Annotated in this window: 22 protein-coding genes and 1 riboswitch; of the genes, 6 read left to right on the top strand and 16 right to left on the bottom strand. The window is 67.9% G+C overall.

Translation table 11 applies throughout. The features are described from left to right. Nucleotides 1–92: 92 nt before the first annotated feature. The 5 genes from ACWDTS_RS02085 to ACWDTS_RS02065 all read right to left on the bottom strand — a co-directional run bounded on the left by ACWDTS_RS02085 (nt 93) and on the right by ACWDTS_RS02065 (nt 4,495). Nucleotides 93–323, bottom strand: coding sequence for a DUF559 domain-containing protein (locus ACWDTS_RS02085; RefSeq protein WP_450117479.1), 231 nt, complete (start codon nt 321–323; stop codon nt 93–95). Nucleotides 324–650: 327 nt separating this feature from the next. Continuing rightward, entirely contained in the window at nt 651–1,346 is a 696-nt protein-coding gene (locus ACWDTS_RS02080) for a hypothetical protein (RefSeq protein ID WP_450117478.1), read from the bottom strand. Between the two features lie 25 nt (nt 1,347–1,371). Next, complete coding sequence (locus ACWDTS_RS02075) at nt 1,372–3,447, bottom strand: hypothetical protein (RefSeq protein ID WP_450117477.1); 2,076 nt, start codon at nt 3,445–3,447, stop codon at nt 1,372–1,374. A 41-nt stretch (nt 3,448–3,488) separates the two neighbouring features. Further along, complete coding sequence (locus ACWDTS_RS02070) at nt 3,489–4,067, bottom strand: signal peptidase I (protein ID WP_450109432.1); 579 nt, start codon at nt 4,065–4,067, stop codon at nt 3,489–3,491. A 65-nt stretch (nt 4,068–4,132) separates the two neighbouring features. Continuing rightward, nucleotides 4,133–4,495 carry a hypothetical protein gene (locus tag ACWDTS_RS02065; RefSeq protein WP_450117476.1) on the bottom strand — a complete coding sequence of 121 codons (363 nt, stop codon included), beginning with the start codon at nt 4,493–4,495 and terminating at the stop codon, nt 4,133–4,135. Between ACWDTS_RS02065 and ACWDTS_RS02060 the strand changes: the two genes are divergently transcribed. Continuing rightward, the gene (locus ACWDTS_RS02060; RefSeq protein ID WP_450117475.1) at nt 4,479–4,751 is read left to right on the top strand and encodes a hypothetical protein; all 273 of its coding nucleotides are present in this window, start codon (nt 4,479–4,481) and stop codon (nt 4,749–4,751) included. The genes ACWDTS_RS02065 and ACWDTS_RS02060 overlap by 17 nt on opposite strands. 295 nt (nt 4,752–5,046) lie before the next feature. Here ACWDTS_RS02060 and cobU read toward each other — a convergent pair whose 3' ends face one another. The 7 genes from cobU to ACWDTS_RS02025 all read right to left on the bottom strand — a co-directional run bounded on the left by cobU (nt 5,047) and on the right by ACWDTS_RS02025 (nt 11,442). Then, nucleotides 5,047–6,387 carry a bifunctional adenosylcobinamide kinase/adenosylcobinamide-phosphate guanylyltransferase gene (gene cobU / locus ACWDTS_RS02055; protein ID WP_197250326.1) on the bottom strand — a complete coding sequence of 447 codons (1,341 nt, stop codon included), beginning with the start codon at nt 6,385–6,387 and terminating at the stop codon, nt 5,047–5,049. Continuing rightward, nucleotides 6,387–7,166, bottom strand: coding sequence for an ABC transporter ATP-binding protein (locus ACWDTS_RS02050; protein WP_450117474.1), 780 nt, complete (start codon nt 7,164–7,166; stop codon nt 6,387–6,389). Before ACWDTS_RS02050 ends, cobU begins: the two co-directional genes overlap by 1 nt. After that, nucleotides 7,163–8,125 (bottom strand): FecCD family ABC transporter permease, encoded by a 963-nt coding sequence (locus tag ACWDTS_RS02045; protein ID WP_231609838.1) that lies wholly within the window; start codon nt 8,123–8,125, stop codon nt 7,163–7,165. The genes ACWDTS_RS02050 and ACWDTS_RS02045 overlap by 4 nt, the downstream gene beginning before the upstream one ends. Before the next feature lie 62 nt (nt 8,126–8,187). Beyond that, nucleotides 8,188–9,093 (bottom strand): ABC transporter substrate-binding protein, encoded by a 906-nt coding sequence (locus ACWDTS_RS02040; protein ID WP_450117473.1) that lies wholly within the window; start codon nt 9,091–9,093, stop codon nt 8,188–8,190. 81 nt (nt 9,094–9,174) lie between these two features. Then, nucleotides 9,175–9,309: riboswitch (cobalamin riboswitch) on the bottom strand. Nucleotides 9,310–9,330: 21 nt separating this feature from the next. Next, nucleotides 9,331–10,554 carry an O-succinylhomoserine sulfhydrylase gene (locus tag ACWDTS_RS02035; protein ID WP_248672984.1) on the bottom strand — a complete coding sequence of 408 codons (1,224 nt, stop codon included), beginning with the start codon at nt 10,552–10,554 and terminating at the stop codon, nt 9,331–9,333. Then, nucleotides 10,551–10,961 (bottom strand): rhodanese-like domain-containing protein, encoded by a 411-nt coding sequence (locus ACWDTS_RS02030; protein ID WP_197250330.1) that lies wholly within the window; start codon nt 10,959–10,961, stop codon nt 10,551–10,553. Before ACWDTS_RS02030 ends, ACWDTS_RS02035 begins: the two co-directional genes overlap by 4 nt. Nucleotides 10,962–11,010: 49 nt before the next feature. Further along, a complete protein-coding gene (locus tag ACWDTS_RS02025) occupies nt 11,011–11,442 on the bottom strand; it encodes an Rv0361 family membrane protein (protein WP_450117472.1) in 432 nt (143 codons plus the stop codon). A gap of 293 nt (nt 11,443–11,735) precedes the next feature. Here ACWDTS_RS02025 and ACWDTS_RS02020 point away from each other — a divergent pair, with 293 nt between their 5' ends. Continuing rightward, nucleotides 11,736–13,133, top strand: coding sequence for an FAD-dependent oxidoreductase (locus tag ACWDTS_RS02020; protein WP_450117471.1), 1,398 nt, complete (start codon nt 11,736–11,738; stop codon nt 13,131–13,133). A gap of 134 nt (nt 13,134–13,267) precedes the next feature. Here the strand turns inward: ACWDTS_RS02020 and ACWDTS_RS02015 are convergent, their stop codons facing one another. Next, on the bottom strand, nt 13,268–13,753 hold the full coding sequence (locus ACWDTS_RS02015) for a DUF456 domain-containing protein (RefSeq protein ID WP_450117470.1): 486 nt from the start codon (nt 13,751–13,753) through the stop codon (nt 13,268–13,270). Beyond that, on the bottom strand, nt 13,750–14,955 hold the full coding sequence (gene purT, locus ACWDTS_RS02010; RefSeq protein WP_450117469.1) for a formate-dependent phosphoribosylglycinamide formyltransferase: 1,206 nt from the start codon (nt 14,953–14,955) through the stop codon (nt 13,750–13,752). Before purT ends, ACWDTS_RS02015 begins: the two co-directional genes overlap by 4 nt. A gap of 44 nt (nt 14,956–14,999) precedes the next feature. On the opposite strand from purT, the gene ACWDTS_RS02005 reads away from it, so the two are divergent. Together ACWDTS_RS02005 and ACWDTS_RS02000 are read left to right on the top strand one after the other, a co-directional pair. Beyond that, on the top strand, nt 15,000–17,789 hold the full coding sequence (locus ACWDTS_RS02005) for a vitamin B12-dependent ribonucleotide reductase (protein ID WP_450117468.1): 2,790 nt from the start codon (nt 15,000–15,002) through the stop codon (nt 17,787–17,789). Nucleotides 17,790–17,827: 38 nt separating this feature from the next. Beyond that, nucleotides 17,828–18,259: a hypothetical protein gene (locus ACWDTS_RS02000; RefSeq protein ID WP_248672979.1), complete on the top strand. Its 432-nt coding sequence runs from the start codon at nt 17,828–17,830 to the stop codon at nt 18,257–18,259. Between the two features lie 19 nt (nt 18,260–18,278). Here ACWDTS_RS02000 and ACWDTS_RS01995 read toward each other — a convergent pair whose 3' ends face one another. Beyond that, nucleotides 18,279–18,659: a VOC family protein gene (locus tag ACWDTS_RS01995; protein WP_248672978.1), complete on the bottom strand. Its 381-nt coding sequence runs from the start codon at nt 18,657–18,659 to the stop codon at nt 18,279–18,281. A 90-nt stretch (nt 18,660–18,749) separates the two neighbouring features. On the opposite strand from ACWDTS_RS01995, the gene ACWDTS_RS01990 reads away from it, so the two are divergent. Further along, the gene (locus tag ACWDTS_RS01990) at nt 18,750–19,130 is read left to right on the top strand and encodes a nuclear transport factor 2 family protein (RefSeq protein WP_248672977.1); all 381 of its coding nucleotides are present in this window, start codon (nt 18,750–18,752) and stop codon (nt 19,128–19,130) included. A gap of 76 nt (nt 19,131–19,206) precedes the next feature. Beyond that, nucleotides 19,207–20,304 (top strand): CaiB/BaiF CoA transferase family protein, encoded by a 1,098-nt coding sequence (locus ACWDTS_RS01985; protein WP_197252952.1) that lies wholly within the window; start codon nt 19,207–19,209, stop codon nt 20,302–20,304. A gap of 4 nt (nt 20,305–20,308) precedes the next feature. On the opposite strand, the gene ACWDTS_RS01980 is transcribed toward ACWDTS_RS01985, so the two are convergent. Then, complete coding sequence (locus ACWDTS_RS01980; protein WP_197252951.1) at nt 20,309–23,785, bottom strand: serine/threonine-protein kinase; 3,477 nt, start codon at nt 23,783–23,785, stop codon at nt 20,309–20,311. Between the last annotated feature and the right edge of the window lie 105 nt (nt 23,786–23,890).

Genomic DNA, 23,890 nt, shown 5'->3' with positions numbered 1-23,890 from the left:
AAAACCATGTTACTTGCGGTTGCACACACCTCGTGTCGTACCGGTTGTATGCAATCGTCCGCCGGATTCCGCAACCAACACCGGTCTCGGCGTCACACGGACGCACCGGCGCGACGCAGGGCGCGGCGGACCCGCTCGACGAGAACGGCCGGCCGGTGGTACAACAGGCCGGCACCGACGCGGATGACCGTCCACCCCAACTCCGGCAACAGCGCATAGCGGTCGATGTCGAGCGTCCGCTGCTTCCGGTCGGTCCAGTGATGCGCGCCGTCGTACTCGACCAGGACCTTCCACCGCTTCCAGCCCATGTCGGCACGCGCCACGAAACCGACCTCGTCGAAAATTTCGATCCGATTCTCCGACCTCGGAAGCCCTACACGCATCGGCAGCAGACGAGTGTGAGTCTTCGGGGGCGACACAGCGCCGCCACCCACGATTTCCAGTACCTTCCGCATCGACACCAGACTTCGTGAGCATTTATGTTGCGCCGCAACGAAGTCGATGGCACCGATCTTCAGGCCGATTGCGTTGCACAAGGATGTCTATCCCCCGGCCAAGGACGAATCGAGACCGGCATTGTGTTCGATTTTCGGCCCCGATATCGAAAACAACACCCGCCTCAGCGCGACACGCTTCGGCGAGACGGAGTCTCACCACCACCTCCACCAGTACGACCAGCAGTACACGTAGTGCAATCCACTACGGACGAACCAGGCCGAGTGGTGGTGATCGCCGCATCTGTCGAAGCCCGGCTTCGGCGGGCGCGGAGGGTCATCTCCTTGGACTCGGAACTCCCACGCCGCCGCGGTGTCGGCCAACCCGACGAAGTCGAGTGGGCCTGTGCCGTCCGGGATTTCCACACGGAAGCACAGGGTGCGGATGGTGTTCGGCTGCATCGTGAAGGTGCCGCTACCCGTCGCCAACGGCAGGTCGTCGACGACCGTCGCCACCCCGAAACCTGCGGCGTTGCACGAAGCAGCGGGCGCATCCGAAACGGAGTACCTGAGCACGTCCGCGACCGAGTTGGGGGTGGTCAGCGGCGGTCTCAGGGAGACCGATACCGGTGCGGTTACTGCGGGCAGGGTGCGCAACGCGATCGGCGCGTAGACCGGCTCGCCGGGTTGCAGGGCGAGCGCGTCGATCGTGAAGTCGAACCGCCCTGCGCTCTGCTGTGTGGCGTACTCACCCCACGGCCCCGACGCGCTCTGGTTCGTGCTGAAGTTCGCCTGGATACCGCCCTCGCTCGGTTGCGGGTGCAGGTGGGAGCCGTACTTGCACGCCGCGACCGTGCTGACGACGCCGAGGATCGCCATCAGGCGGCCTCCCCTACGGGCAGCTGCAAGCATGGCCCCTCCCCTCCTGCTCGGCTCGTTATCCTTCGACCGGCTCTTCGGCTGGTGCGGTTTCCTCCGTGGTTGCCGGGGTCGACGCAGCGGGCGCGGTTTCGACCGCTGTCGGGGTCTCGGTGACGACCGGTGCCGGTGCAGGCGACGGTGGTGCCGGCGGCAGGGTGATAATCCAGCCCGCCGTGCCGACCGGCCGCAGCATCACCGAGTTGCCGCCGTTTGCGACGTCGAACGCCACCCAACCCGAGTAGGTCGCGCCCGGCCCGAACGACGTCGGCATCGGCACGTCCACCGCGCACGTCCCGGTCGGAGAGCCGACGGGCGCGGTGGTGCCGTCGGCGAGAACCTCACGGAAGTCGTTGGAACGCAGACCGTTCAGTGTGGTCGTTCCGGAACCGTCGGACGTCGTGACGTCGAGCAGCACCGCGACGCAACCATCGGTGCGCGAGATGTCACGGATGGTGGCGGTGCCGAGGTCGCTGCCGTCGGTGGCGACGATCTTGAACGGCGCGGCGGTGCTCACGCGGCTCGGGGTGGTGGGGCCGCTCGGAGCCGGAGCCGGAGCCGGCGCGGGGGCGGGAGCTGGAGCTGCACTCGTCGAACTCAGCGGGGCGGCGGTTTCCGGAGTGCCTTCGGCGACGGGGGCGTCCTCGGTGTCGCCAGGTTTCGAACTCTCTCGCGTTGCGGACTTGTCGCTGTCCGCAGCTTCCTTCGCTCCGTCGGCCTTCGCGACGTCTGCGCTCTTCTCGCCGGCCTTGTCCTCGTCGGTCGCCTCGGCACTCCGTTCGGCATCGCCCTCGGAGTTGTCCGACTCCTCTACGGTGTCGCCGGAGTTCCCGTCGTCGTCAGCGAGGATGTCGGTGTCCGTGGCTCCTTCCTCCTCAGAAGCAGCGAGTTCCGGCTGGGGTTCGGCTTCGCCGATGATCCCTTCCTCGACAAGGAGATCGACCGGCGACAACACCGTCGAATCTGCGGCCTCGGGCTCGCACGACACCGGTGCCGTCGTGCTCTCGGTGAGCTCGTCGGCTGCTTCCGATTCATTCGGGACTTCTTTGCTGTCAAAAGGTTCGGCATCAACCGCTTCTGTCGGGACCGGCTCCCCACCCGCCGGAGTTGTGTCGACGTTCTCCAGGTGAACTTCCTCGACGTTCGCTTCGTCTTCAGGAACGGTCGAGTCGACGTCGGTGGGGCAGGTGGTCGCTTCGACCTGCCGGCTCATCATCATCGAAGCCAGTGGCGTATCACTCGCAAAGCCGGCCGAGGCAGTGACAGGTGTAGCGGCGCTCACGCTCGGTAGCGGCTGCGTTGCTGTTCCGATCCCGCAACCGGCGTGGAGCACCACGAGATCGAGTGTCCACTGATGAGTACCAACCACGAGTGCATAGGCCGACATTCTGAGCCGAAGAGTCGACGATGCGTAGTCGGCTTCCTGAACTCTGGTATGGGTGAGCACAACCTCGTAGCGAGCCAGGGATGTGAACGACTTGCTCGTCGATTGGGACCGAGTCCCGGTTCCGGACGGCGCGATGGGAATGTCAATCGGGTTGCTGGTGTTGTCACCCACGTACATTCGACCCGAGGTCGATTGCACCGCACCGGCAGTCGGGGCGGTGCCGGGCACGCAACTGGCCGTCGTCTTGAATTGTTCACCGGTCGTGGAGAAGAAGCGGGTGACTCCGAGTAATTCACCCGTGCTCGTCTTGAGGTTTCGCGCAACGGCAACCGAATGGACCGGCGGGGTAGTCGAACCGTAGTCCGCACAGTTATCCGACGACGAAAGGTAGGAAGCGCACACTGCGGAGTCGAGTTCCGTCGCTACGATTCCCAGTAGTCCGTCGCTGTGGTACTGGGTGAATCCCGTGGTCGGCGTTCGCGTTGTCCCTGTGTTCGTTGCGAATCTCTCCGCAGTTGCACCCGCCACGGTCTCCGAACTCACGAGACGGTTGATCTGGAACCTACCGCCCAGCGCATGCGCATAACCCTGCAACGATGCTGCATTCACCCCATACGTCGATCCCCCGAATACGCGGTCGGTCCAACTCGCGAGGGTCTGCCCGACGAATCCAACGTTGAAGACCGCCGCGCCGGCCACGCTGAGCACGCCGAGTACCGCTACGAGCAGGTGCAGCGACCTGGATTTCTTCATTGCTGCTCCTTCGAATCGGCATGCTGAGCAGATGCAGAATTCGCCTCGCTCTTGCGGGGCCAGAACGCCCACAGCACCAGAGCGGCACAGCCGAGGGTGAGGGCCGCGAGGATCATCGGATCCGAGAACCACATGATGACCGACGCGGCGCCGGGGACGGACCACAGCACCTTGCGGACCTCGGTGACGCGGTAAGGACCAGGGTCGGGGCTGGGGTTGGCGTCGCCTTGCATCTCGATGAGCGCTTCACCAGGACGTTGGGGGTACACGGCAATCACGCGGTGCGTGACGGGCAGCTCGCCTTCTTCGCGGTCGACGGTGACGATGTCGCCGACCTTGATCTCGTCCGCCGAAATGCGTTGCACCACAGACATCGAGCCCTGCGGAATGGTCGGGGACATCGAGCCCGTCTTGAACAGGATCAGCGAAATGTCGAAGAAGAACGCGGCAAGAACCAAACCGATGCACACCACCCCACCCGCAGCGAGCAGGTTGAGCAGCGCGTTCTCGACGCGCGACCAGACGGTTCTGCGCGGCTTGTGTTCGACCATGGCGTGCACGGCGGTACGGACCATCCTAGGAAGACGAAGACGACAGCTTGTGCCTCCCGGCACCCACCGGGAGGCACAAGCATTGGGGGTTAAACGCTCTGGCCGTTGAAGACCCAGGTGGCGGTGGCGGTCTGATTCTGCAGGGTCAGATCACCCGCGATGCCGCTGCTCAGCTCGGCCTTGAAGCAAACCCAGGCGTAGCCCTCCGGAGCGAGCGTGATCGCCGACGTGCCCGATGCCAGAGCCGAGGACAGGAGGCCGCTGAACAACTGTGTGCCGGTGGTCGTTCCGTCACACGTCGCCGGGGACGCAGTGGTCGCTCCGTCCACCAGGGTTGCAGTGACGGTGATCTGGCCGGCCAGGGCGGTACTTCCCGTCACGTTGCCCTTCGACAGGCCGATGGTGGCCCCGAGGTTGCCAAACTCCTCGTGCAGCGTGGGAGCGGCCGTCACCCTCGCTGCCTGGAACGACTCCGTGTGGGGCAGCTCGATCTTCGGAACCGGTGACTCCCAGTGGAACCTGCAGGGTTACACCGAGGCCGCAGGTGACTGGGACGACTTCGCAATCGAAGGCGAGGCCGCAGCGATGACCTTCGTGCCCGACAACGAGGCACTGGTGCCCGGAGTGCCGGTCTACAGCGTCTTCGGTCTTCTGAGTCTGGTCAGCTGTGGTCATATCGGGTTTCCATTCTCATGGGAGCGCGAATAGGCGCGTTTGACGGACGCTTGAATTATGCGTACAAACGCCACGTTTGTTACGCCATTCATATTTCGTGTATCGGAAATCTAGAAACAGTCGTTTGCACAATTAGATTCGTAGATACGCGCAGGTCGAATGGGGTGCAGATCCTCACCCGAAGAACAGTTATCCCAAGAAATTTCGGAAAATGACCGGGTATTGTGCACGCTCGATGTACATAACGATTTCATAGACGTCGCCGAAGGTACGGAGCAAGATCACCTCAGAGATCTCGACTCCATTGACGCATCCATGGTATTAGCGGTCAGCGCAAGGAAACAGGAATGCCCGCGACTACGAGGGTTACCGCGTCCGACACCTCGGCCACACGGGTATTGAGCCGGCCCAGCAGATCTCGGAACAGCCGGCCCGACGCCGTCGCCGGAACCACACCGCTACCCACCTCGTTGGTGACAGCCACGACCGGAACCGCACACGCCTGCCACGCGCTGAGCAATTCGTCGATATCCGCGTCGACCGCGGCGACGTCTGCTCCGTCCCACACACCGTGCAGATCCAAGCGCGCGGTGAGCCACGTACCGAGGCAGTCGATGAGCAGTGGCGTCGTCGCCGACCGCAATACGTCGGCCACGTCCACCGTCTCGATCGTCGCCCAGGTATCCGGTCGCCGGTCCCGATGCAGCGCCACCCGCTGCGCCCATTCGGCGTCACCCTCGCGGACACCGCCCGTCGCCACGTACGTGACCGACGGGAACTTGGAACACAACTCTTCCGCGTGCCGGGACTTCCCCGACCGCACACCACCGAGCACCAGCGTCCGATGTCCCCCACCCCGACTGCCGCCGCCCACGTGCACCACCTCACCGTCGCGCCCGGCTCGGGCGCCACTTCTACGCAACCGCTCCCCGAGCTCCGCCATCACGGGATTGTGGTGACCGAGATGCACCGCAACCACATCCGTCGTGTCCGTGATCGCACCGACGTCGCGCATTCCCTCGACCATCGTCGCGAACTCCGGCAACCCGAGATGCCCGTCGGACAGATCGGATCGGTCACCGAATGTTTCCTCGAGGAACACCACGTCGTACCCCGCGCCGCGCACGCCGTCGAACCACTCCGCCGGCCACACTCCCGTATCGCATGCCCACAGCAGTCGCGACCCGCGCGCATCGGCGAGATCGTAGAGCACGGCATCGCCGTCGCGGAATACCCGGTGGCGCGCTGGAAGGACCCGTATGTCGTACTCCCCCACCGCCAGACGGTCGCCCGCCGCCACCGGGACGAAGCGCACCGGATCGTCCGGCCCCACCCAGGGACGGCACACGTCCAGCGCATCGACCGGACCGATCACCTCGAGTTCGTGCCCCGCCTCGATCCACGACCGGAACAACAACACCTGGGGTCCCAGATGGTCGGCGTGCGAATGGGTGAGCAGCAGGTGCCGCACCCCGGCCAGCGTCCGGCCCGCGCGCACCGCCGCCCGCGGCGCTTCGGGCCCGCAGTCGAGCATCAGCACGTCGTCGACGAGAGCCGCTGTCTGCCCGCGGATTTCACCGCGCCGCTCCGCGTCGAGGCACGAGAGGCAACGGCAGAACGGGTTGGGCCACCCGTCGGCGGCACCCGTCCCGAGGAGTACGACCTCCATCACGCGTCCTCCCGTTCCCGCAGGGGCAGTACCGCCCGGCCGTCACGACGGTCGAGCACTTCGACCCGCGCCCCGTACACCTGCGCGATCCGGTCGGCGGTGAGCACCTCGGCGGGCGGTCCGTCGGCGACGATGCGTCCTCGGTCGAGGAGGACCAGGCGCTGGCCGTACTGGGCCGCGGACGTGAGATCGTGCATCGCGGCGATCACCGTCAGGTTCTCCTCGCACCGCATGGAATCGACGAGGTCGAGCACCTGCTGTTGGTGACCGATGTCGAGGGCACTGGTGGGTTCGTCGAGCAGGAGCACGTCGGGTTGCTGCGCCAGTGCGCGCGCCAGCACCACTCGTTGCAGTTCTCCGCCGGACAACTCGGTTGCCGAGCGGGGCGCGAAGTCTTCGAGTTCGAGCCGGGCGATGACCCGGTCGACGATCTCCACATCATGCGGCTTCTCGCTGCCGAAACGCGGAATGTGGGCGGTGCGTCCGAGCCGGATCAGTTCCCGCACCGTGACCCCTTCGGGAACGATCGGCCGCTGCGGCATCAACGCGACCGCCCGCGCCACCGCGCGTCGACCGGACTTGCGGGGCGTCACGCCGGCGACGGTGATGTCGCCGGTCGCGGCGACCAGTCCGGCGATCGAATGCAGCAGTGTCGTCTTGCCCGAACCGTTGGGGCCCACGAGCGACACCCACGTTCCGGCGGACACGACGAGGTCGATGTCGTGGAGGACCTCGACTCCTCCGCGTTTGGCCGACACAGACTTACACGTCACGGTCATGCGACACCCCGGCTGCGACGCAGGACGAACAGGAAGAACGGCGCGCCGATCGCGGCGGTGACGACACCGATGGGAAGTTCGGCCGGTGACATCGCGGTGCGAGCGACGATGTCGGCGAGAACGATGAAGGCCGCACCCACCATGAGCGACAGCGGCAGCAACAGTCGGTGGCCGGGACCCACGACGAGGCGCACCGCGTGCGGGATGACGATGCCGACGAATCCGATGAGCCCGCTGGCGGACACCACGGCGGCGGTGCCGAGGGTGGCCACGCCCACCAGAACCAGACGGACGCGGGCCGGGTCGATGCCGAGACTCGACGCTTCGACGTCGCCGACCGACATGACGTCGAGAGTCCGCCGGTGCAGCGCGATGACAGCGACCGACACGATCACGTAGGGCAGGATCGTCAGGACGTCGGACCAGCCGTCGGTGGACAGGCGACCGAGCATCCACGAATACACCTGACGCAGCGTGTCGTCGTGCAGCTGCATGAAGAACGTCTGGATGGCGTTGGCGAACGCAGCGACGGCGACACCGGCGAGGATGATGACCACTTCGGTGCGCCCGGTGCCGACGGAGCGTCCGAGCATGTACGTGGCGGCCACCGCGAGCAGACCGCCTGCGAATGCGGCCATGGGCACCCCGGCGAATCCGGCTGCGCCGCCGACGACGATGGCGAGGGTCGCCCCGAGACCCGCACCGCTCGACACTCCGAGAAGGTAGGGGTCGGCGAGCGGATTGCGGAACACGCCCTGGTAGGCGGCTCCGGCGATCGCGAGCATCGCGCCGACCACGGCACCGAGAACAACGCGCGGCATGCGGATGTTCCACAGGATCGCCTGCTGGCGCGTGGACAACCCGGAGTCGACGTCGACGAACGGCAGCGCATCGGCCATGTCGAGCAGGACGCCGCGCGCGGTGAGCCCCGCGGGACCGACGAGGATCCCGAGGAGCATCGCGGCGAGGAGAACGAGCGCCGCGCCACCCAGCACGAGGGCGCGGCGGCGCGGCGTCGAGGTCACGGTGTGGGCTGGACTGCCGGTGCTGCCGCGACGATCGCGGCGAGTTCGCGCACGAGATCCACGACGCGCGGACCCCATCGGCTGGCGATGTCCTCGTCGAGGACGTAGACGCGACCGTCGCGCACGGCGCCGAGTTCGTTCCAGCCGGCGCGCGCGGCGACGACTTCCGGCGTCACGCCGCAGCATTGCCCGTCGGCGAGGAACACGACGTCGGGGTTCTGTTCGAGGATGAACTCGTTCGACAGCTGCGGGTAGCCGTCGCCACCGGTGGCGATGGACCTGAGGCCGAGCATCCCGTAGATCTGCCCGATGTAGGTGTCGTCGGTGACGCTGTAGAAGGTGTTGTCGAGCTCGTGGTAGTAGGTGAGCGGAGTTTCCCGTTCGGGGAGGCCGGCGAGGGTCTCGTCGATGTCCGTCTTCATCTGCGCGACGAGTTCGGCCGCTTCGCCGACGTGTCCGGTGACGGCGCCGAGCTGCTCGATCTGGTCGTAGGTGTCGTCCAAGTCCTCGGCGGCCGGAAGGATCAGGGTTTCGACCCCGGCCTGTTCGAGCCCGGCGACGAGATCCGCCGTGTCGGCGTTGGAGACCACCAGGTCGGGTTCGTATCCGAGGATCGCCTCGACATTGGGGGTGAAGCCCGACAGGTCGGTGACGGGGGCCTCGGCCGGGTAGTCGGACCGGTCGTCGACGGCGATCACCTGGTCGCCCGCGCCGATGGCGAAGAGCATCTCGGTGCTGGTCGGACTCAACGACACGATGGCCTGCGGGACGTCGGCGGAAGCCGAGTCGGTCTCACCGGCGGGAGAGGTGTCGTCGCCACCGGAACACCCGGCGGCGAAGAGGGCGAATACCGTGATGCCGGCGGCGAACAACCGTCGGGTGTTGTCGAGGGGCACAGCCATCCTCCGTTGCTCGGAGGACGAAAACAGCACGGCTGCAACGGATGCGTTGCGGCACGCCACCGTCCTTCGTCCGAGGACCAGTACGTACGGCCCGCGACGCCGGCTGACCTGGCTCACCCGAGGTACGGGATTCACAGTTGCGGGACAGCGCCGGACTCGCACCGGCTTCACCGAAAACGCAGCGGGTGCCCTGTCGGCGTGACAGGACACCCGCAGCGTAGCCCACGGCTTACCAGGTCAGGACAGCGCCTGCTGGAGATCCTCGAGGAGATCCTGGGGATCCTCCAGTCCCACGGACAGGCGCACCACCCCGTCGGCCAGGCCGATCGCGGCGCGCCCTTCCGGGCCCATCGCGCGGTGCGTCGTCGTCGCCGGGTGCGTGATGAGCGACTTCGCGTCACCGAGGTTGTTGGAGATGTCGACGATCCGCAGCTTGTTGAGCAGCTCGAACGCTTTCTTCTTGCCTTCGCCCTCGGCGGCGGCGAGCTCGAAGGTGACGACGGTTCCGCCGCCGCTCATCTGCGACCGGGCGAGTTCGTACTGCGGATGCGATTCGAGGTACGGGTACTTGACCCAGTTCACCGCGTCCTGCGTCTCGAGGAACCGGGCGATTTCGAGCGCGGTGTCCACCGAGCGCTGCACGCGCAGCGGCATCGTCTCGAGGCCCTTGAGCAGCGTCCAGGCGTTGAACGGGCTCAGCGCCGGACCGGTGTGGCGGATGAGCTGCTGCACGGGCCCGTCGATGTAGTCCTTCGGGCCGAGGATGGCACCGCCGAGCACGCGGCCCTGGCCGTCGATGTGCTTGGTGCCGGAGTAGACGATGATGTCGGCACCGAGGTCGAGGCTGCGCTGCAGCAGCGGGGTGGCGAACACGTTGTCCAGCACCACTTTCGCGCCGGCAGCGTGTGCCATCTCCGAGACCTTGCGGACGTCGACGAGGGTCTGCATCGGGTTCGACGGGGTCTCGAAGAACACCGCGGTGGTCGGCACCGACAGTGCCTGCTCCCACTGGTCGAGGTCCTCGCCGTCGACGAACACGGTCTCCACACCCCACCGGGGCAGGATCTCGTTGCACACCACGAAGCACGAACCGAACAGGCTGCGGGCCGCGACGAGGCGGTCGCCCTGGCCGAGCAGCGCACCGAGTGCGGTGAACACCGCGGACATGCCGCTGGCGGTGGCGTACGCGCCTTCGGCACCGTCGAGCAGCCGCAGCCGCTCCTCGAACATCTTCACGGTCGGGTTGCCGTACCGGGAGTAGACGAAGTGGTCGACCTCACCGGTGAAGGCCTGCTCGGCGGCCTCGGCCGATTCGTACACGAAGCCGGAGTTGAGGTACAGCGCCTCGGAGGTCTCCTCGAATCCGGAGCGCAGCAGGCCGCCGCGGACACCGACCGTGGCAGGGCGCACCGAATCGGGCAGTGGCCGCTGGAACGCGCCACCCTGGGGAATTGCACTCACGACTGCCTCCACGGCAGGCCCGCCGCCCGCCAGCCCTGGGCGCCGCGATGACCCTCGGGGTCGAGGGCGCCTTCGAATCCTTCGAGAACGTTGTAGGACGGGGTCAGGCCCGCAGCGGTCGCCGCGACGGCGGCACCGATGGAACGCTGCCCCGAGCGACACAGGAAGACGACCGGCCCTTTTTCGATGCCGGCCTCGCGCAGTTCGTCGACGAACCGGGGGTTGGGCGCACCGTTCGGGTAGCCGACCCATTCGACGAAGACGGTGCGGCGACCGATGGACGAGGTCTCGGGGACCCCGACGTACTTCCACTCGGCGTCGGTACGCACATCGACGAGCACGGCATCCGGGTTTTCCTGCAGCAGCTCCCAGGCTTGCTGCGGCGTTATATCACCTGCGTAGCTCACCGCACCAGCTTTCCACAGACGTGTCGGGGCCTGCGAGGCGGGCGGGGAATCAGGCGGTGCAGATCCGCCAGTCGCCGTCGACGCGCGTCAACGACCAGACGACCGTGTCCTGCTCTCCGTCGACGGTGGTGCGGGTCTCGACGCGGCCCCGGCCTCCCTCGATGTCGACGGTGCCGAACTTGTCGATCGTGGCCTCCCCGTCGACGTCGGCGAGCGGAGCCTGATCGGCGGGCAGCTCGGCGCAGCGAAGCCGCGTCATCGCATCGTCGTCGTCGGCGTTGTGCGCTCGCACGTAGTCGTCGACCGTCCGGGACACCAGATCGGAGTCGCTCAGGGACTCGTCGGACGGTCCGAAGACCTGCCCGGCGACGACGACGAGGATGAGCACGACCACGACGGCGAGGGCCCCGAGGAACGGTCCGGCGGTGCTGCGTTCGGGCTCGTCGGGGTCCGGTTCGGGTGCGGGTCGCTTGTCTGCCATGCCCCCGATCCTAGGTGGAGGTCGATTGCCGCCGGTCGGGGCGCATTTGCCTCAATAAACCCTCTCGAGGTAGGAATTGGTTCATGGCCTACGCACACCTCGTTCGACGTCTCGCCGTCGACCTCTGTCGTGTGTCTGCCCATATGTGTTGTCGCTGAAGCGATTCCCCACCCAGCTGCGTTCTGCACGCACTCGCCGCCCGTCTGCCGCGGCACCGTGTCGGCCCATCAGAGGGCAACCTAAATTAAGCTGAATCACGTCCGTCCGTTCTCCGAAGAGGTAGTTGACCCCTGATGACCGATCAGACTCGTCCCCTTCGCGTCGCCATCGTCGGTGCCGGCCCCGCCGGTATCTACGCCGCCGATGCGCTCATGAAGTCCGACACTGCGCAGGATCCCGGGGTCAGCATCGACCTGTTCGAACGCATGCCGGCGCCGTTCGGCCTGATCCGCTACGGCGTGGCCCCGGACCACCCGCGCATCAAGGGCATCATCACCGCCCTGCACAAGGTGCTCGACAAGCCGCAGGTCCGCCTGCTCGGCAACCTCGACTACGGCACCGACTTCACCCTCGAGGACCTGAAGCGGTTCTACGACGCGGTGATCTTCTCCACCGGCGCCAACGCCGACCGGGCCCTGAACATCCCCGGCATCGACCTCGACGGCAGCTACGGCGCCGCCGACTTCGTGTCCTGGTACGACGGCCACCCGGACGTGCCGCGCGAGTGGCCGCTCGAGGCCGAGAAGGTCGCGGTGCTCGGCGTCGGCAACGTCGCCCTCGACATCGCCCGCGTGCTCGCCAAGACCGGCGACGAACTGCTGCCGACCGAGATCCCGCCGAACGTCTACGAGGGCCTGAAGAAGAACAAGGCCGTCGAGGTGCACGTCTTCGGTCGCCGCGGCCCGGCGCAGGCCAAGTTCACCCCGCTCGAGCTGCGCGAACTCGACCACTCGCCCACCATCGAGGTCATCGTCGATCCGGAGGACATCGAGTACGACGAGGGCTCCGAGCTCGCGCGCCGCAACTCCAAGCAGGTCGACATGGTCGCCAACACCCTGCAGGACTGGGCGATCCGCGACGTGGGCGACCGCCCGCACAAGCTGTTCCTGCACTTCTTCGAGTCGCCCGCCGAGGTGCTCGGCGAGAACGGCAAGGTCGTCGGTCTGCGCACCGAGCGCACCGAGCTCGACGGCACCGGCAACGTCCGCGGCACCGGCAGGTTCAACGACTGGGAGGTCCAGGCGGTCTACCGCGCCGTGGGCTACCTGTCGCAGAACATCGCGCAGCTGCCGTTCGACGACCAGGCCGGCACCGTCCCCAACGAGGCCGGCCGCGTCGTCGCCGACGAGACCGCCGAGGGCCACGACCGGTTCCTGCCGCACACCTACGTCACCGGCTGGATCAAGCGCGGCCCGGTCGGCCTGATCGGCCACACCAAGGGCGACGCGAACGAGACGGTCGCGAACCTGCTCGAGGACCACGCCAAGGGCCGGCTGAACACCCCGGCCGAGCCCGACGCGGATGCCGTCGTCGCGTTCCTCGAGGCCAGGGAGCTGCCGTACACCACGTGGCAGGGCTGGTACCGCCTCGACGCGCACGAGCGCAGCCTGGGCGAGGCCGAGGGCCGCGAGCGCGTGAAGGTCGTCGAGCGTGACGACATGTTCCGCGCGTCGGAGCCCCACAAGGCCTGACCCGCGGCCGACCCGCCGTTTTCCTGAGCGAACGGTACACTCACTCGATCAGATCGACTGGGTGTACCGTTCGTTCTGTTTCGGAGACCGGGCAGGACGACGGCAGGCCGAGCCTGAGCAAGCACGCGCGGAGCTCAGAGGACGAACAGCACGGCCCACAGCCAGGCGCCGGCGGCGACGAGGCCGCCGAGCAGTTCCACGAGCATCGACAGGCCGACCGCCTTGGTCGCCTCGACCGTCGAATCCCACGCACCGCGATGGGTGCGGTGCCGCTGCGCCTCGGACAGGTACATGCCGAGCAGGAAACCCAGCACCAGGCCGATCACCGGCACCACGAAGAATCCGACGATCCCGACGAGCCCACCGACGACGAGCGAGCGGGTCGGCACACCCGCCTGCCGGATCCGTTTGCCGGGCCACGTGTACTTCACGACGCCGGTGACGACCAGGGCGACCGTCGCGATCACGAACACGACCCACGCGGTGGTCCCGCCGGTGAGGATCGCCCACACCAGGATCGCGCCGAAGATCAGGATGGTGCCCGGCAGGATCGGCACGACGATCCCGAACAGGCCGACGAGGATCGCGAGGCCGACGAGGGCCTCCGCGCCGGCGCTCACGGTGCGACCGGCCGCACGAGGGAGGCGGCCTCGCCCGCCCGGGCCCGGGCGGTGTCGATGTCCGGGCCGGTGGCCACGGCCACCCCCATCCGCCGACGCGCGTAGGACTCGGGCTTGCCGAACAACCGCAGGTCGGACTCGGGCACGCGCAGCGCGTCGGCCACGCCCTCGAACGCGATACCGGTGGCGTCGACGCCCCCGTAGATCACGGCGGACGCACCCGGCGCGAGCAGCGAGGTGTCGACCGGGAGCCCGAGGATCGCGCGGGCGTGCAGTTCGAACTCCGACAGCCGCTGGCTGCGCAGGGTGACCAGGCCGGTGTCGTGCGGGCGGGGACTGACCTCGGAGAAGTACACCTCGTCGCCCTTGACGAACAGCTCGACACCGAACACGCCGCGGCCGCCGAGCGCGCCGGTGACCGCCGCCGCGATCTCCCGTGCCCGGGTCAGCGCCGCGTCGCTCATCGGCTGCGGCTGCCACGACTCGATGTAGTCGCCGCGGCTCTGCACGTGCCCGATCGGCTCGCAGAAGAACGTCTCGACGTCGCCGGAGTCACCGATCGCGCGGACGGTGAGCTGGGTGATCTCGTAGTCGAAGTCCACGAACCCTTCGACGATGACCCGGCCGTGGTTGATGCGCCCCCCGGCCAGCGCGTAGTCCCAGGCCGCGGGCATCTCGTCGGCGGACCGCACCGTCGACTGTCCCTTTCCCGACGACGACATCACCGGCTTCACGACGCACGGATAGCCGACCGCCTCGGCTGCGGCGAGCACCTCCGCGAGCGATTCGGCGAACCGGTAGGGCGAGGTGGGCAGGCCCAGTTCCTCGGCGGCCAGACGCCGGATTCCTTCGCGGTTCATGGTCAGCTGCGTGGCGCGTGCGGTGGGAATGACCTCGGCGAGCCCGCGTTCCTCGACGACGGCGAGCGCGTCGGTGGCGATGGCCTCGATTTCGGGGACCACCAGGTCGGGTCGTTCGGCCTCGATGATCGCGAGGAGCGCCTGGGGGTCACCCATGTCGACGGTGTGGGCGCGATGCGCGACCTGCTGCCCGGGCGCGTTCGAGTACCGGTCCACGGCGACCACCTCCACACCCAGCCGTTGCAGCGCGATGGTGACTTCTTTCCCTAGTTCGCCTGCGCCGAGCATGAGGACACGAGTGGCATTCGGCGACAGCGGAGTGCCGAGACGCGGTGAGATCATGGTGGGACTATATGTGGCACCGGCGTTCGTTCCGGGAGGATGCGATGGGCAGTAGCCAGACGGACAGCAGGACGCACGAGCACGACGGTGACGCGCCCGACATCGGCCGTGCCGACGTGCGGGATTTCACCGCCGCCGAGGTCCGGCACTTCACCACCGCCGGCCGTGATCCCGCGGACGAGGTGGACTGGCAGCGGCGCGACGCCCGCATCGTGCACCACGGCACCGGCGCGGTGGTGTTCGAGCAGAAGGATGTCGAGTTCCCGTCCGGCTGGTCGCAGAACGCGACGGACATCGTCAGCCAGAAATACTTCCGCGGCGAACTCGGCTCGCCGGGCCGGGAGACCTCGCTGCGCGACGTCGTGGCCCGCATCGTCGACACCATCACCGCGTGGGGCACCGCCGACGGCCACCTCGACGACCCGGAGGCGTTCGCGGCCGAACTGACGTACCTGCTCGTGCACCAGAAGGCGTCGTTCAACAGCCCGGTGTGGTTCAACATCGGCGTCCCGGACGTTCCGCAGCAGGCCAGCGCCTGTTTCATCCTGTCGGTCGACGACAGCATCGATTCGATCCTCGAGTGGTACCGGCAGGAGGCGGTGATCTTCAAAGGCGGTTCCGGGGCCGGGGTCAACCTGTCCCGGATCCGGTCGTCCGCCGAACCCCTGGGTGGGGGCGGTACCGCGTCGGGCCCGGTCAGTTTCATGCGCGGCGCGGACGCCTCGGCCGGGACCATCAAGTCCGGCGGCAAGACCCGGCGGGCCGCGAAGATGGTGATCCTCGACGTCGGCCATCCCGACATCGAGGAGTTCGTGGAGTGCAAGGCCATCGAGGAACGTAAGGCCCGCGTGCTCGACGCCGCGGGTTTCGACATGGGACTCGACGGCCGCGACAGCCATTCGGTGCAGTACCAGAACGCCAACAACTCGGTGCGGGTCACCGACGAGTTCATGCAGGCGGTCGTCGACGACGCGCAGTGGCCGCTGCGTGCGGTCACCACCGGCTCGACGGTGCGTACCGTGTCGGCACGAGAGTTGTTCGGGCGCATCGCATCTGCTGCGTGGGAGTGCGCGGACCCGGGCATCCAGTTCGACACCACCATCAACCGCTGGAACACCGCGGCGGTGACCGGCCGGATCAATGGGTCGAATCCGTGCTCGGAGTACATGCACCTCGACGATTCCGCATGCAACCTGGCGAGCCTGAACCTGCTGACGTTCCTGCTCGAGGACGGCACGTTCGACGTGGACGGGTTCCGGCACGCGGTGGCGGTACTCATCACCGCCCAGGAGATTCTCGTGGGCCGCGCCGACTATCCGACCGGGCGGATCGGTGAGACCTCGCGGCGGTTCCGCCAGCTCGGGTTGGGATACGCGAATCTCGGTGCGTTGCTGATGGCTTCGGGTCTGCCCTACGACAGCGATGCCGGCCGCGCGTACGCCGCGGCGATAACCGCCCTGATGACCGGGCACGCCTACGCGGTCTCGGCGCGCCTGGCCGAGCGGCTGGGGCCGTTCGACGGATTCGCCGAGAACCGGGAGCCGACCCTCGCCGTGCTCGCGCGGCATCGCGGCGCACTCGACGACGTCGACGCCGATCTCGCTCCCGGTCCGGTGCTCACCGCGGCCCGGGAGAGCTGGGACGAGGCGGTCGCGGGGGCGGCCGAGCACGGTGTGCGCAACAGCCAGGTGACGGTGCTCGCCCCGACCGGCACGATCGGTCTCGCAATGGATTGCGACACAACGGGTATCGAACCGGATCTGGCGCTGGTCAAGTCGAAGAAGCTGGTCGGCGGCGGCACGCTGTCGATCGTCAACCGCACGGTGCCGCGCGCCCTGTCGCGACTCGGTTACACCCCGGCGCAGGTCGCGGACGTGGTGACCCACCTGGACACCCGTCGCACTCTGACCGGCGCCCCGCACATCCGCGACGAGCACCGCGCGGTGTTCGCGACATCGATGGGCGACAACGTGATCGAGCCGCGCGGGCATGTGCTGATGATGGCGGCGGTGCAGCCGTTCCTGTCGGGGGCGATCTCGAAGACCGTGAACCTGCCCGAGTCCGCGACCGTGCGCGACATCGAGGATCTGTACCTCGACAGTTGGCGACTGGGGCTCAAGGCGGTCGCGGTGTACCGGGACAACTGCAAGCTCGGACAACCGTTGTCGGGCGCACCGACGCAGACGACGTCGGCGCCCCCGATCCCCGGTAGCACAATCCCCGGGACCACGGTTCCGGATGCGGCGGTGCCGGCCCCGCGACGCGAACGCCTTCCGCGGACCCGCAATTCGCGCACCTTCGAGTTCCGGGTCGCGGACTGCAAGGGCTTCTTCACGATCGGCGAGTACGACGACGGCAGGCCCGGGGAGATGTTCCTGCGCGTGTCGAAGCAGGGCTCGACCCTGGCCGGGATCATGGATGCGTTCTCGATGTCGGTCAGTTACGGCCTGCAGTACGGGGTTCCGTTGAGCACATTCGTGCGGGCGTTCACCAGTACCCGGTTCGAGCCCGCGGGCATCACGGACGATCCCGATCTGCGGCTGGCCACGTCGATCCTCGATTACATCTTCCGGCGGCTCGCGATCGACTACCTGGAACCGGACGTCCGTATGGATCTGGGTATCCGCACCACCTCGGAACGGTCGGACCGGTTGCCCGGCGGCACCGAGACCGCCGAGACCGCCGAGACGGTCACCGACACCCGCCAGGGCCATGCAGGCACCTCCGGCCGGGAGTCGGACGCCCCGTACTGCATGCAGTGCGGGGTCCGGATGCAGCGCTCCGGTTCGTGCCATGCGTGTCCGTCGTGCGGAAACACCAGCGGCTGCAGCTGAATCTGGTGCAACCCCGCACCCGCCGCCATACTTGCGCGATGGATGTAGGGATCGATACGGAGTTGACGGTGCTCGCCGCGGGGCTGATCTTCGTGCTCGCGCTCGGCCTCGGCGTATGGAAGTACCGGCAGATGGTCACGTCGGAGAACCATCTCGCGCACCCGTACGTCGACATCGCACACCGTTCGGCGTTGCTGTACTCGTTCGCGACGCTGCTCACCGCGGTGTTCGTCGAGTTGAGCGCGTGGCCGACGGCGGTGAACCTGGTCGCCGCCGGAGTGCTGGTGGCGTTCTTCGTGATTGCGATCGGCAGTTACATCGTGCACGGCGCACTGCGCGACACCACCAACCAGTTCGAGCGTCCGGACCGGACCACGACCGTCGCGATGACCGCGCTCATCGTCGGCGAGATGGGCGGGTTCTCGGTCCTGCTCGCCGGATTCGTGTGGGGCAGTTTCCTCGGCGGGTGACCCGCCGCGACGGCGCCGGTCAGGCCGGCGGCTGCGTCAACGACAGCACGTTGCCGTGCGGGTCGCGGAACCAGGCGACCCGCATGCCGTCCGGGGCCGTCCAGACATCGTGGTCGTCCTGATCCATACCTTTGTATCGGACAAGGTCGACGCCCTTGTCCCGCAACGCCTCGACGGAGGCGTTGATGTCGTCGACCTGCCAGCCCAGCACCGTGTAACCGGTGTCGGCCCGGGACTGCACCAGCGTCACCCGCACCGGCGTGCCACCGCCACCGTCGAGCACGAGGGCGAAGTGGTCGCGGGCGATCTTCCGGAATCCGAGCGTGTCGACATAGAACATTTCCGAGACATCGAGATCGGTGCTCGGCACGAAACCCACGAGTTGGCCGCTGATCGTCATACAATCCACTGTGCTCCCCCGCCTCCGGCACCGGCAACCGAATCACGACATTCACCCACCGCCCCCTGCCACTGACTAGCATCTGCGGTTATGAGCACCTCGGAGATCGCCACCGTCCTCGCCTGGCACGACGCCGTGAACGACAACGACGTCGAAACACTGCTGGAACTGTCCAGCGACGACATCGTCCTGCCGACGGACGACGACGACGAGGATCAGGGCCTGGACGAGCTCCGGGAGTGGGCGACGACGTCCGGCGTGACGCTCACCCCGGGCCGGATGTACGTGCACGGCGGCATCGTCGTCGTCGAGGAGACCGCGACGTGGGCGTCCGCACCGGACGAAGCGGTCGAGGAGGCACTGGCCTTCCGGGTGGTCGACGACCAGGTGGTCTCGGTCTACCGGCACCCGACGCTCGAGCACGCACTCGAAGCGACCCGACTCGGCGAGGCCGACCTGTACGAGGGGTGACCACCGGCACATCTAGCGATCGCTAAAGGTAACCTCACGGAGAACAGGTCCCAACGTCCCGAGTGAGGTTCGCCGAGTGTCCGCTGAAGCTGTTGAGAAGAAGGGTCCGCTCGCGGGTATCCGCGTCGTCGAGTTCGCCGGTCTCGGCCCGGGTCCGCACGCCGCGACCCTGCTCGCCGATCTCGGCGCCGACGTCGTGTGCGTCCAGCGTCCCGGACTGATCCCGCCCGCCGGTCACCGCGACCAGATCCAGCGCGGCCGTACGGTCGTCGAGGCCAACCTCAAGGATCCCGAGCAGGTCGAGAAGGTGCTCGGGCTCATCGAGCGCGCCGACGTCCTGATCGAGGGATTCCGTCCCGGCGTCACCGAGCGCATGGGTCTCGGCCCCGACGTCGCGCTGGCCCGCAACCCGCGTCTGGTCTACGGCCGCATGACCGGCTGGGGTCAGGAAGGCCCTCTGGCCAACGCCGCCGGTCACGACATCAACTACATCTCGCTCACCGGTGTGCTGCACGCGATCGGTCGCGAGGGTGAGCGTCCGGTGCCGCCGCTGAACATGGTCGGCGACTTCGGTGGCGGTTCGATGTTCCTGATCTTCGGCATCCTCTCCGCGCTCGTCGAGCGGCAGACGTCCGGCAAGGGGCAGGTCGTCGACGCGGCGATGGTCGACGGCGCGCTCGCGCTCTCGCACATGATGTGGGCGTTCCGCGGCCGCGGCGTGTGGTCGGACGAGCGGGGCACGAACCTGCTCGACACCGGCGCACCGTTCTACGACGTGTACGAGACCTCGGACGGCAAGTACATGGCGGTCGGGGCGATCGAGCCGCAGTTCTACGCGTTGCTGCTGCAGGGCCTCGGACTCGATGCGGCGAACCTGCCGCAGCAGCTCGACCGGTCGGCCTGGCCCGAGATGAAGAAGCTGTTCACCGAGACGTTCCTCACCAAGACCCGCGACGAGTGGTCGGAGATCTTCCTGGGCACCGATGCCTGTGTGTCCCCGGTCCTGACCTGGGCCGAGGCACCGAACAACGAGCACATCGCCGCCCGCGGCTCGCTCATCGAACTCGACGGGGTCACGCAGCACGCGCCGGCGCCGCGCTTCTCGCGCACGCCTGCGGGTGCGCCCATTCCGCCGGCCGGTGAGGCCACCGACATCGACACCGTCTGGACCTGAGTCGCTAGACCCGATGTACGGACCCCGCCGTGACCGCTGCCTCGAGGAACGAGGCCGGCACGGCGGGCCATCCCGGGCGTGCCCGGTCGGCACGGATGTCGTCGAGGACGCGCCGCGTCACCTCGATCACGTACGGGCCGCCGTCCGGTAGGAGGCGGGCCAGTCCCGCGCGCGCGGCGACGTCGGCCACCGTCACGAGCAGGTCGGCGGCCTCGTCGTCGCGCCCCGCCGCGGCGAGGCACGCCACCAGGAGCCGTTCGGCGAGCAGGGTTCTCCGGGGCCACGCGCCGTCCCGCCACCTCTGCACCCACTCCGAGGCCCACCGGCAGGCGAGGTCGGTGTGCTCGGCGGTGGGGTCGGACAGCAGGAGCCGGATCGCGGTCGCGTCGTCGATCTGCGCCGTCAGCAGGGCGGTTCCGCTTTCGGGTCGGTCGGACCCGTACCGCGCGACCGGTCGCGGCCGGCGCACCGGCGACAGGTCCAACCGGATGCGTTCGTTCTCGACGGCCGCGGCCAGCCGGTCGAGGTGCATGCTCGCGGCCGCGTCGGCGCCGTCGCGCAACCGTTCGGCCGCGATGTCGCGGTTGCCGCGTACCGCGGCGATGCGCGCGCCGACGACGAACCGGGCGATCTTGAAGTCGACGACGCCGCCTTCGGCACCGAGCGCGTAACCGTCGTCGAGCAGTCGCGCCGCCTCGTCGAGTTCGCCTCTCTCGTACAGGAACTCACCGCGAACCGATCCCGCGAGCAGAGCCGCCGACGAGTGCCGGCCGCCGACGCGCCGCGACAGGGCCAGGGCGTCCCGGAAGTGCTCGGCGGCGGTGTCGACGTCGAGCTGTTCGAATGCGGCGAGACCGAGCAGGGTGTGCCCGTGCATCAGGTTGTACGGTCCGGCGTTGAGTTCGTGATACGGCCGCGCGAGTTCCTGCAGGCGACGTGCTTCGTCGAATTCCCCGCGGTACACGGCGTCGAACGTGGCGGTGTTCAGTCCGGTCGAGACCACCACGGACGGGAGGGTCTCGGCCCGGGCCAGGCAGTGTTCGACGATGTCGGCGCTGCGCCCGCTCCGATCGGCGCGCACGTCGATGAGACCGCGGATCACCTCCACCTCCACGACCATGTCCGCGGCTTCCTCGCCCGTGACGGCACCGGACGCCATTCCGCTCTCGACGAGACCGAGTGCCCGCAGTCCCGGCTGCGGGCGGTGGGTGACGACGTTCGCCCACGCGATCGCCAGTTGCAGTCGGGGCCGACGCGTCACTTCCGCCATGGGCAGCTTCTCGACGAGACCGAGCAGAACCGATCCCCGGCCGTTTTCGAGAAGCCGGCGGCCGTTGCGTTCGACGAGGTCGACGGCGCGCTCGTCGTCACCCGTCGCCAGCGCATGGTCGACGGCCTCGATGAGCATGTCGTGTTTCTCGCACCACTGTGAAGCGCTGCGATGCAATTGCAGCAACTGCTCGGGATGATCCCGTTCGAGACGCTGGCGCAGGAACTCGGCGAACAACGGCTGGAACTGGAACCACCTCCCCTCCTGGTCCACGCGGTGCAGGAACAGGTCGCGTTCCTCGATCTCCTCGAGCATCGCCTGCCCGCGCTCGTGCCCGCTGAGTGCGGACGCGAGGCTTCCGCAGGTGCGTTCGGTGACGGCCGCGGTGAGCAGGAAGTCGACGAGTTCCGGTTCCAGCGAGGCCAGGACGTTCTCGGTGAGGAACTCGCCGATGTCGCGGTGACGGCCGGACAGATGGGTGATGAAGTCGTCCGGGTCGTCGAGCCCGCACAGCGACATCGAGGCCAGCTGCAGCGCCGCCGGCCAGCCGTCCGTCGCCGCGGTCAGCGCCGCCACGCGTTCGTCGTCGAGTGCCAGGCAGCACTGGTCCACGAGGAATTCGCGAGCCTCCTGGACGCTGAAACGCAGTTCGTGGAAATCGATTTCGATGAGGTCCTCACGCACCCGCATCCGGCTCATCGGAAGTCCCGCCCGGGTCCGTCCGACGACCATCACCTGCAGATGGCGGCAGCAGTTGTCCAGCAGGAACCCCATCGCCGCGACGGTCGCCCGGTCGGTGACGCGGTGCCAGTCGTCGAGGATGATCACGACTCGTTCCCCGGCCGCGTGGATCCTGTCGATCAGCGAGGTGAGCACATACCTCTCGGCCTCGTCGCCGTGTTCGGCGAGGGTCTGCGTGAGGTCCCCGACCAGTTCCGGGCGGACCTGACGGAACGCTTCGACGAGGTGCGTGAGGAACCACACGACGTTGTTGTCGTCCCGATCGACGTTCAGCCACGCGACCGGGACGCCGCTGTTGTCGAGCACGTAGCGCCACTGCAACGCCAGCATCGTCTTGCCGAAGCCCGGTGGCGCGTGCACGGCGATCAGGCGCCGACGGCGTTCACCGCCGAGCAGAGCGAGCAGTCTGCGCCGGGCCACGAGCCGGCGGGTCGGCACCGGCGGGCGGAATCGGGTGGCCGGGGCCGGCGGGGTGGTGACCCGGGAGGCCGCTCCGGTGCGCCGGACGCTGCGTCCGCTCGTCCCGGTTGTGCTCCCGGACACCAGCGGCTCGTGCGCATGGTCGGAGGCACCGGCGATCGACAACTCGTCGACGACCAGGCCCTGCTGTGCCTGGATTTCGCGCAGTTGCTCACCGAATTCCGCGGCGGTCGCGGGCCGGTCCCGCGGATCGGCCGACATGGCCTGCTCGATCGCCGCGCAGAGGGCGTCGGGCACACCCTCCTCGCGCAGATCCGGGATGGGTTCGGTGCTCACCCGCACGAACTGGGTGACGATCTTCTCGCCGCTGCGGCGTTCGAATGCGGCGTGCCCGGTGAGCGCGCAGAACAGTGTCGCGGCGAGGCTGTAGACATCCGACGCCGGTGTCGGTGTGTGCCCGGCCAGCACCTCGGGTGCGGTGAACGCCGGCGACCCGGTGATCTCGCCGGTCACCGTCTCGAATCCGCCGCGGATCCGCGCGATCCCGAAGTCGGTGAGCTGCGGTTCCCCGAACTCGGTGAGCATGATGTTCGCGGGCTTGACGTCGCGGTGCAGGATGCCGAGCCGGTGGGCGGTCTCGAGCGCCCCGGCCAGCGCGACCCCCAGGTGCAGGGTCTCCTCCCACCCGACCGGGCCGGTGCGGCGGATCCGGGCGTCCAGCGAATCCCGGCGGTGGTACTGCATCACCAGGTACGGCCGACCGGACACGGTGGTCCCGACCTGCATCACGTTGACGATGTGCGGATGCCCGGACAGGCGGCCCATGGCGCGCTGCTCGCGGAGGAAGCGTTCCAGATTGTCCGGCGCGAGGTGCGAGGTCAGAACCTTGACCGCGACCGTCCGGTCGAGCGCGACCTCGTGACAGCGATACACGATTCCGAAACCGCCACGGCCGATTTCGTACGCGTCCACGAATCCGGCAAGGGCGAGTTCCGATGCGACGTCGGCTCCGACGTCGCGCTGCGTGGACAGCGGATCCGGCCCGGACACGGTCGCCCTCGAATCTCGTTCGCAGTGCCGATGCTCAATTCTTCCCGTTGTCATCGAGGATAACGTCAGCGAACGACATGCGAGCCACGGTCCGCTCCCGAACCC

The organism is Rhodococcus sp. NPDC003383 (genome assembly GCF_053589115.1).
Note: the sequence above shows the minus strand (reverse complement) of the source record. Positions and strands in the feature narration are given on the sequence as shown.

Excerpts from the sequence above, each read along its gene's own strand:
- ACWDTS_RS02000 (WP_248672979.1), top strand. The coding sequence starts at position 17,828 with ATGGATGTAGGGATCGATACGGAGTTGACGGTGCTCGCCGCGGGGCTG.
- ACWDTS_RS02045 (WP_231609838.1), bottom strand. The coding sequence starts at position 8,125 with ATGCTCCTCGGGATCCTCGTCGGTCCCGCGGGGCTCACCGCGCGCGGC.
- cobU (WP_197250326.1), bottom strand. The coding sequence starts at position 6,387 with ATGGAGGTCGTACTCCTCGGGACGGGTGCCGCCGACGGGTGGCCCAAC.
- ACWDTS_RS01990 (WP_248672977.1), top strand. The coding sequence starts at position 18,750 with ATGAGCACCTCGGAGATCGCCACCGTCCTCGCCTGGCACGACGCCGTG.
- purT (WP_450117469.1), bottom strand. The coding sequence starts at position 14,955 with ATGATCTCACCGCGTCTCGGCACTCCGCTGTCGCCGAATGCCACTCGT.
- ACWDTS_RS02070 (WP_450109432.1), bottom strand. The coding sequence starts at position 4,067 with ATGGTCCGTACCGCCGTGCACGCCATGGTCGAACACAAGCCGCGCAGA.
- ACWDTS_RS02005 (WP_450117468.1), top strand. The coding sequence starts at position 15,000 with ATGGGCAGTAGCCAGACGGACAGCAGGACGCACGAGCACGACGGTGAC.
- ACWDTS_RS02040 (WP_450117473.1), bottom strand. The coding sequence starts at position 9,093 with ATGGCTGTGCCCCTCGACAACACCCGACGGTTGTTCGCCGCCGGCATC.
- ACWDTS_RS01995 (WP_248672978.1), bottom strand. The coding sequence starts at position 18,659 with ATGACGATCAGCGGCCAACTCGTGGGTTTCGTGCCGAGCACCGATCTC.
- ACWDTS_RS02020 (WP_450117471.1), top strand. The coding sequence starts at position 11,736 with ATGACCGATCAGACTCGTCCCCTTCGCGTCGCCATCGTCGGTGCCGGC.
- ACWDTS_RS02025 (WP_450117472.1), bottom strand. The coding sequence starts at position 11,442 with ATGGCAGACAAGCGACCCGCACCCGAACCGGACCCCGACGAGCCCGAA.
- ACWDTS_RS02080 (WP_450117478.1), bottom strand. The coding sequence starts at position 1,346 with ATGCTTGCAGCTGCCCGTAGGGGAGGCCGCCTGATGGCGATCCTCGGC.
- ACWDTS_RS02050 (WP_450117474.1), bottom strand. The coding sequence starts at position 7,166 with ATGACCGTGACGTGTAAGTCTGTGTCGGCCAAACGCGGAGGAGTCGAG.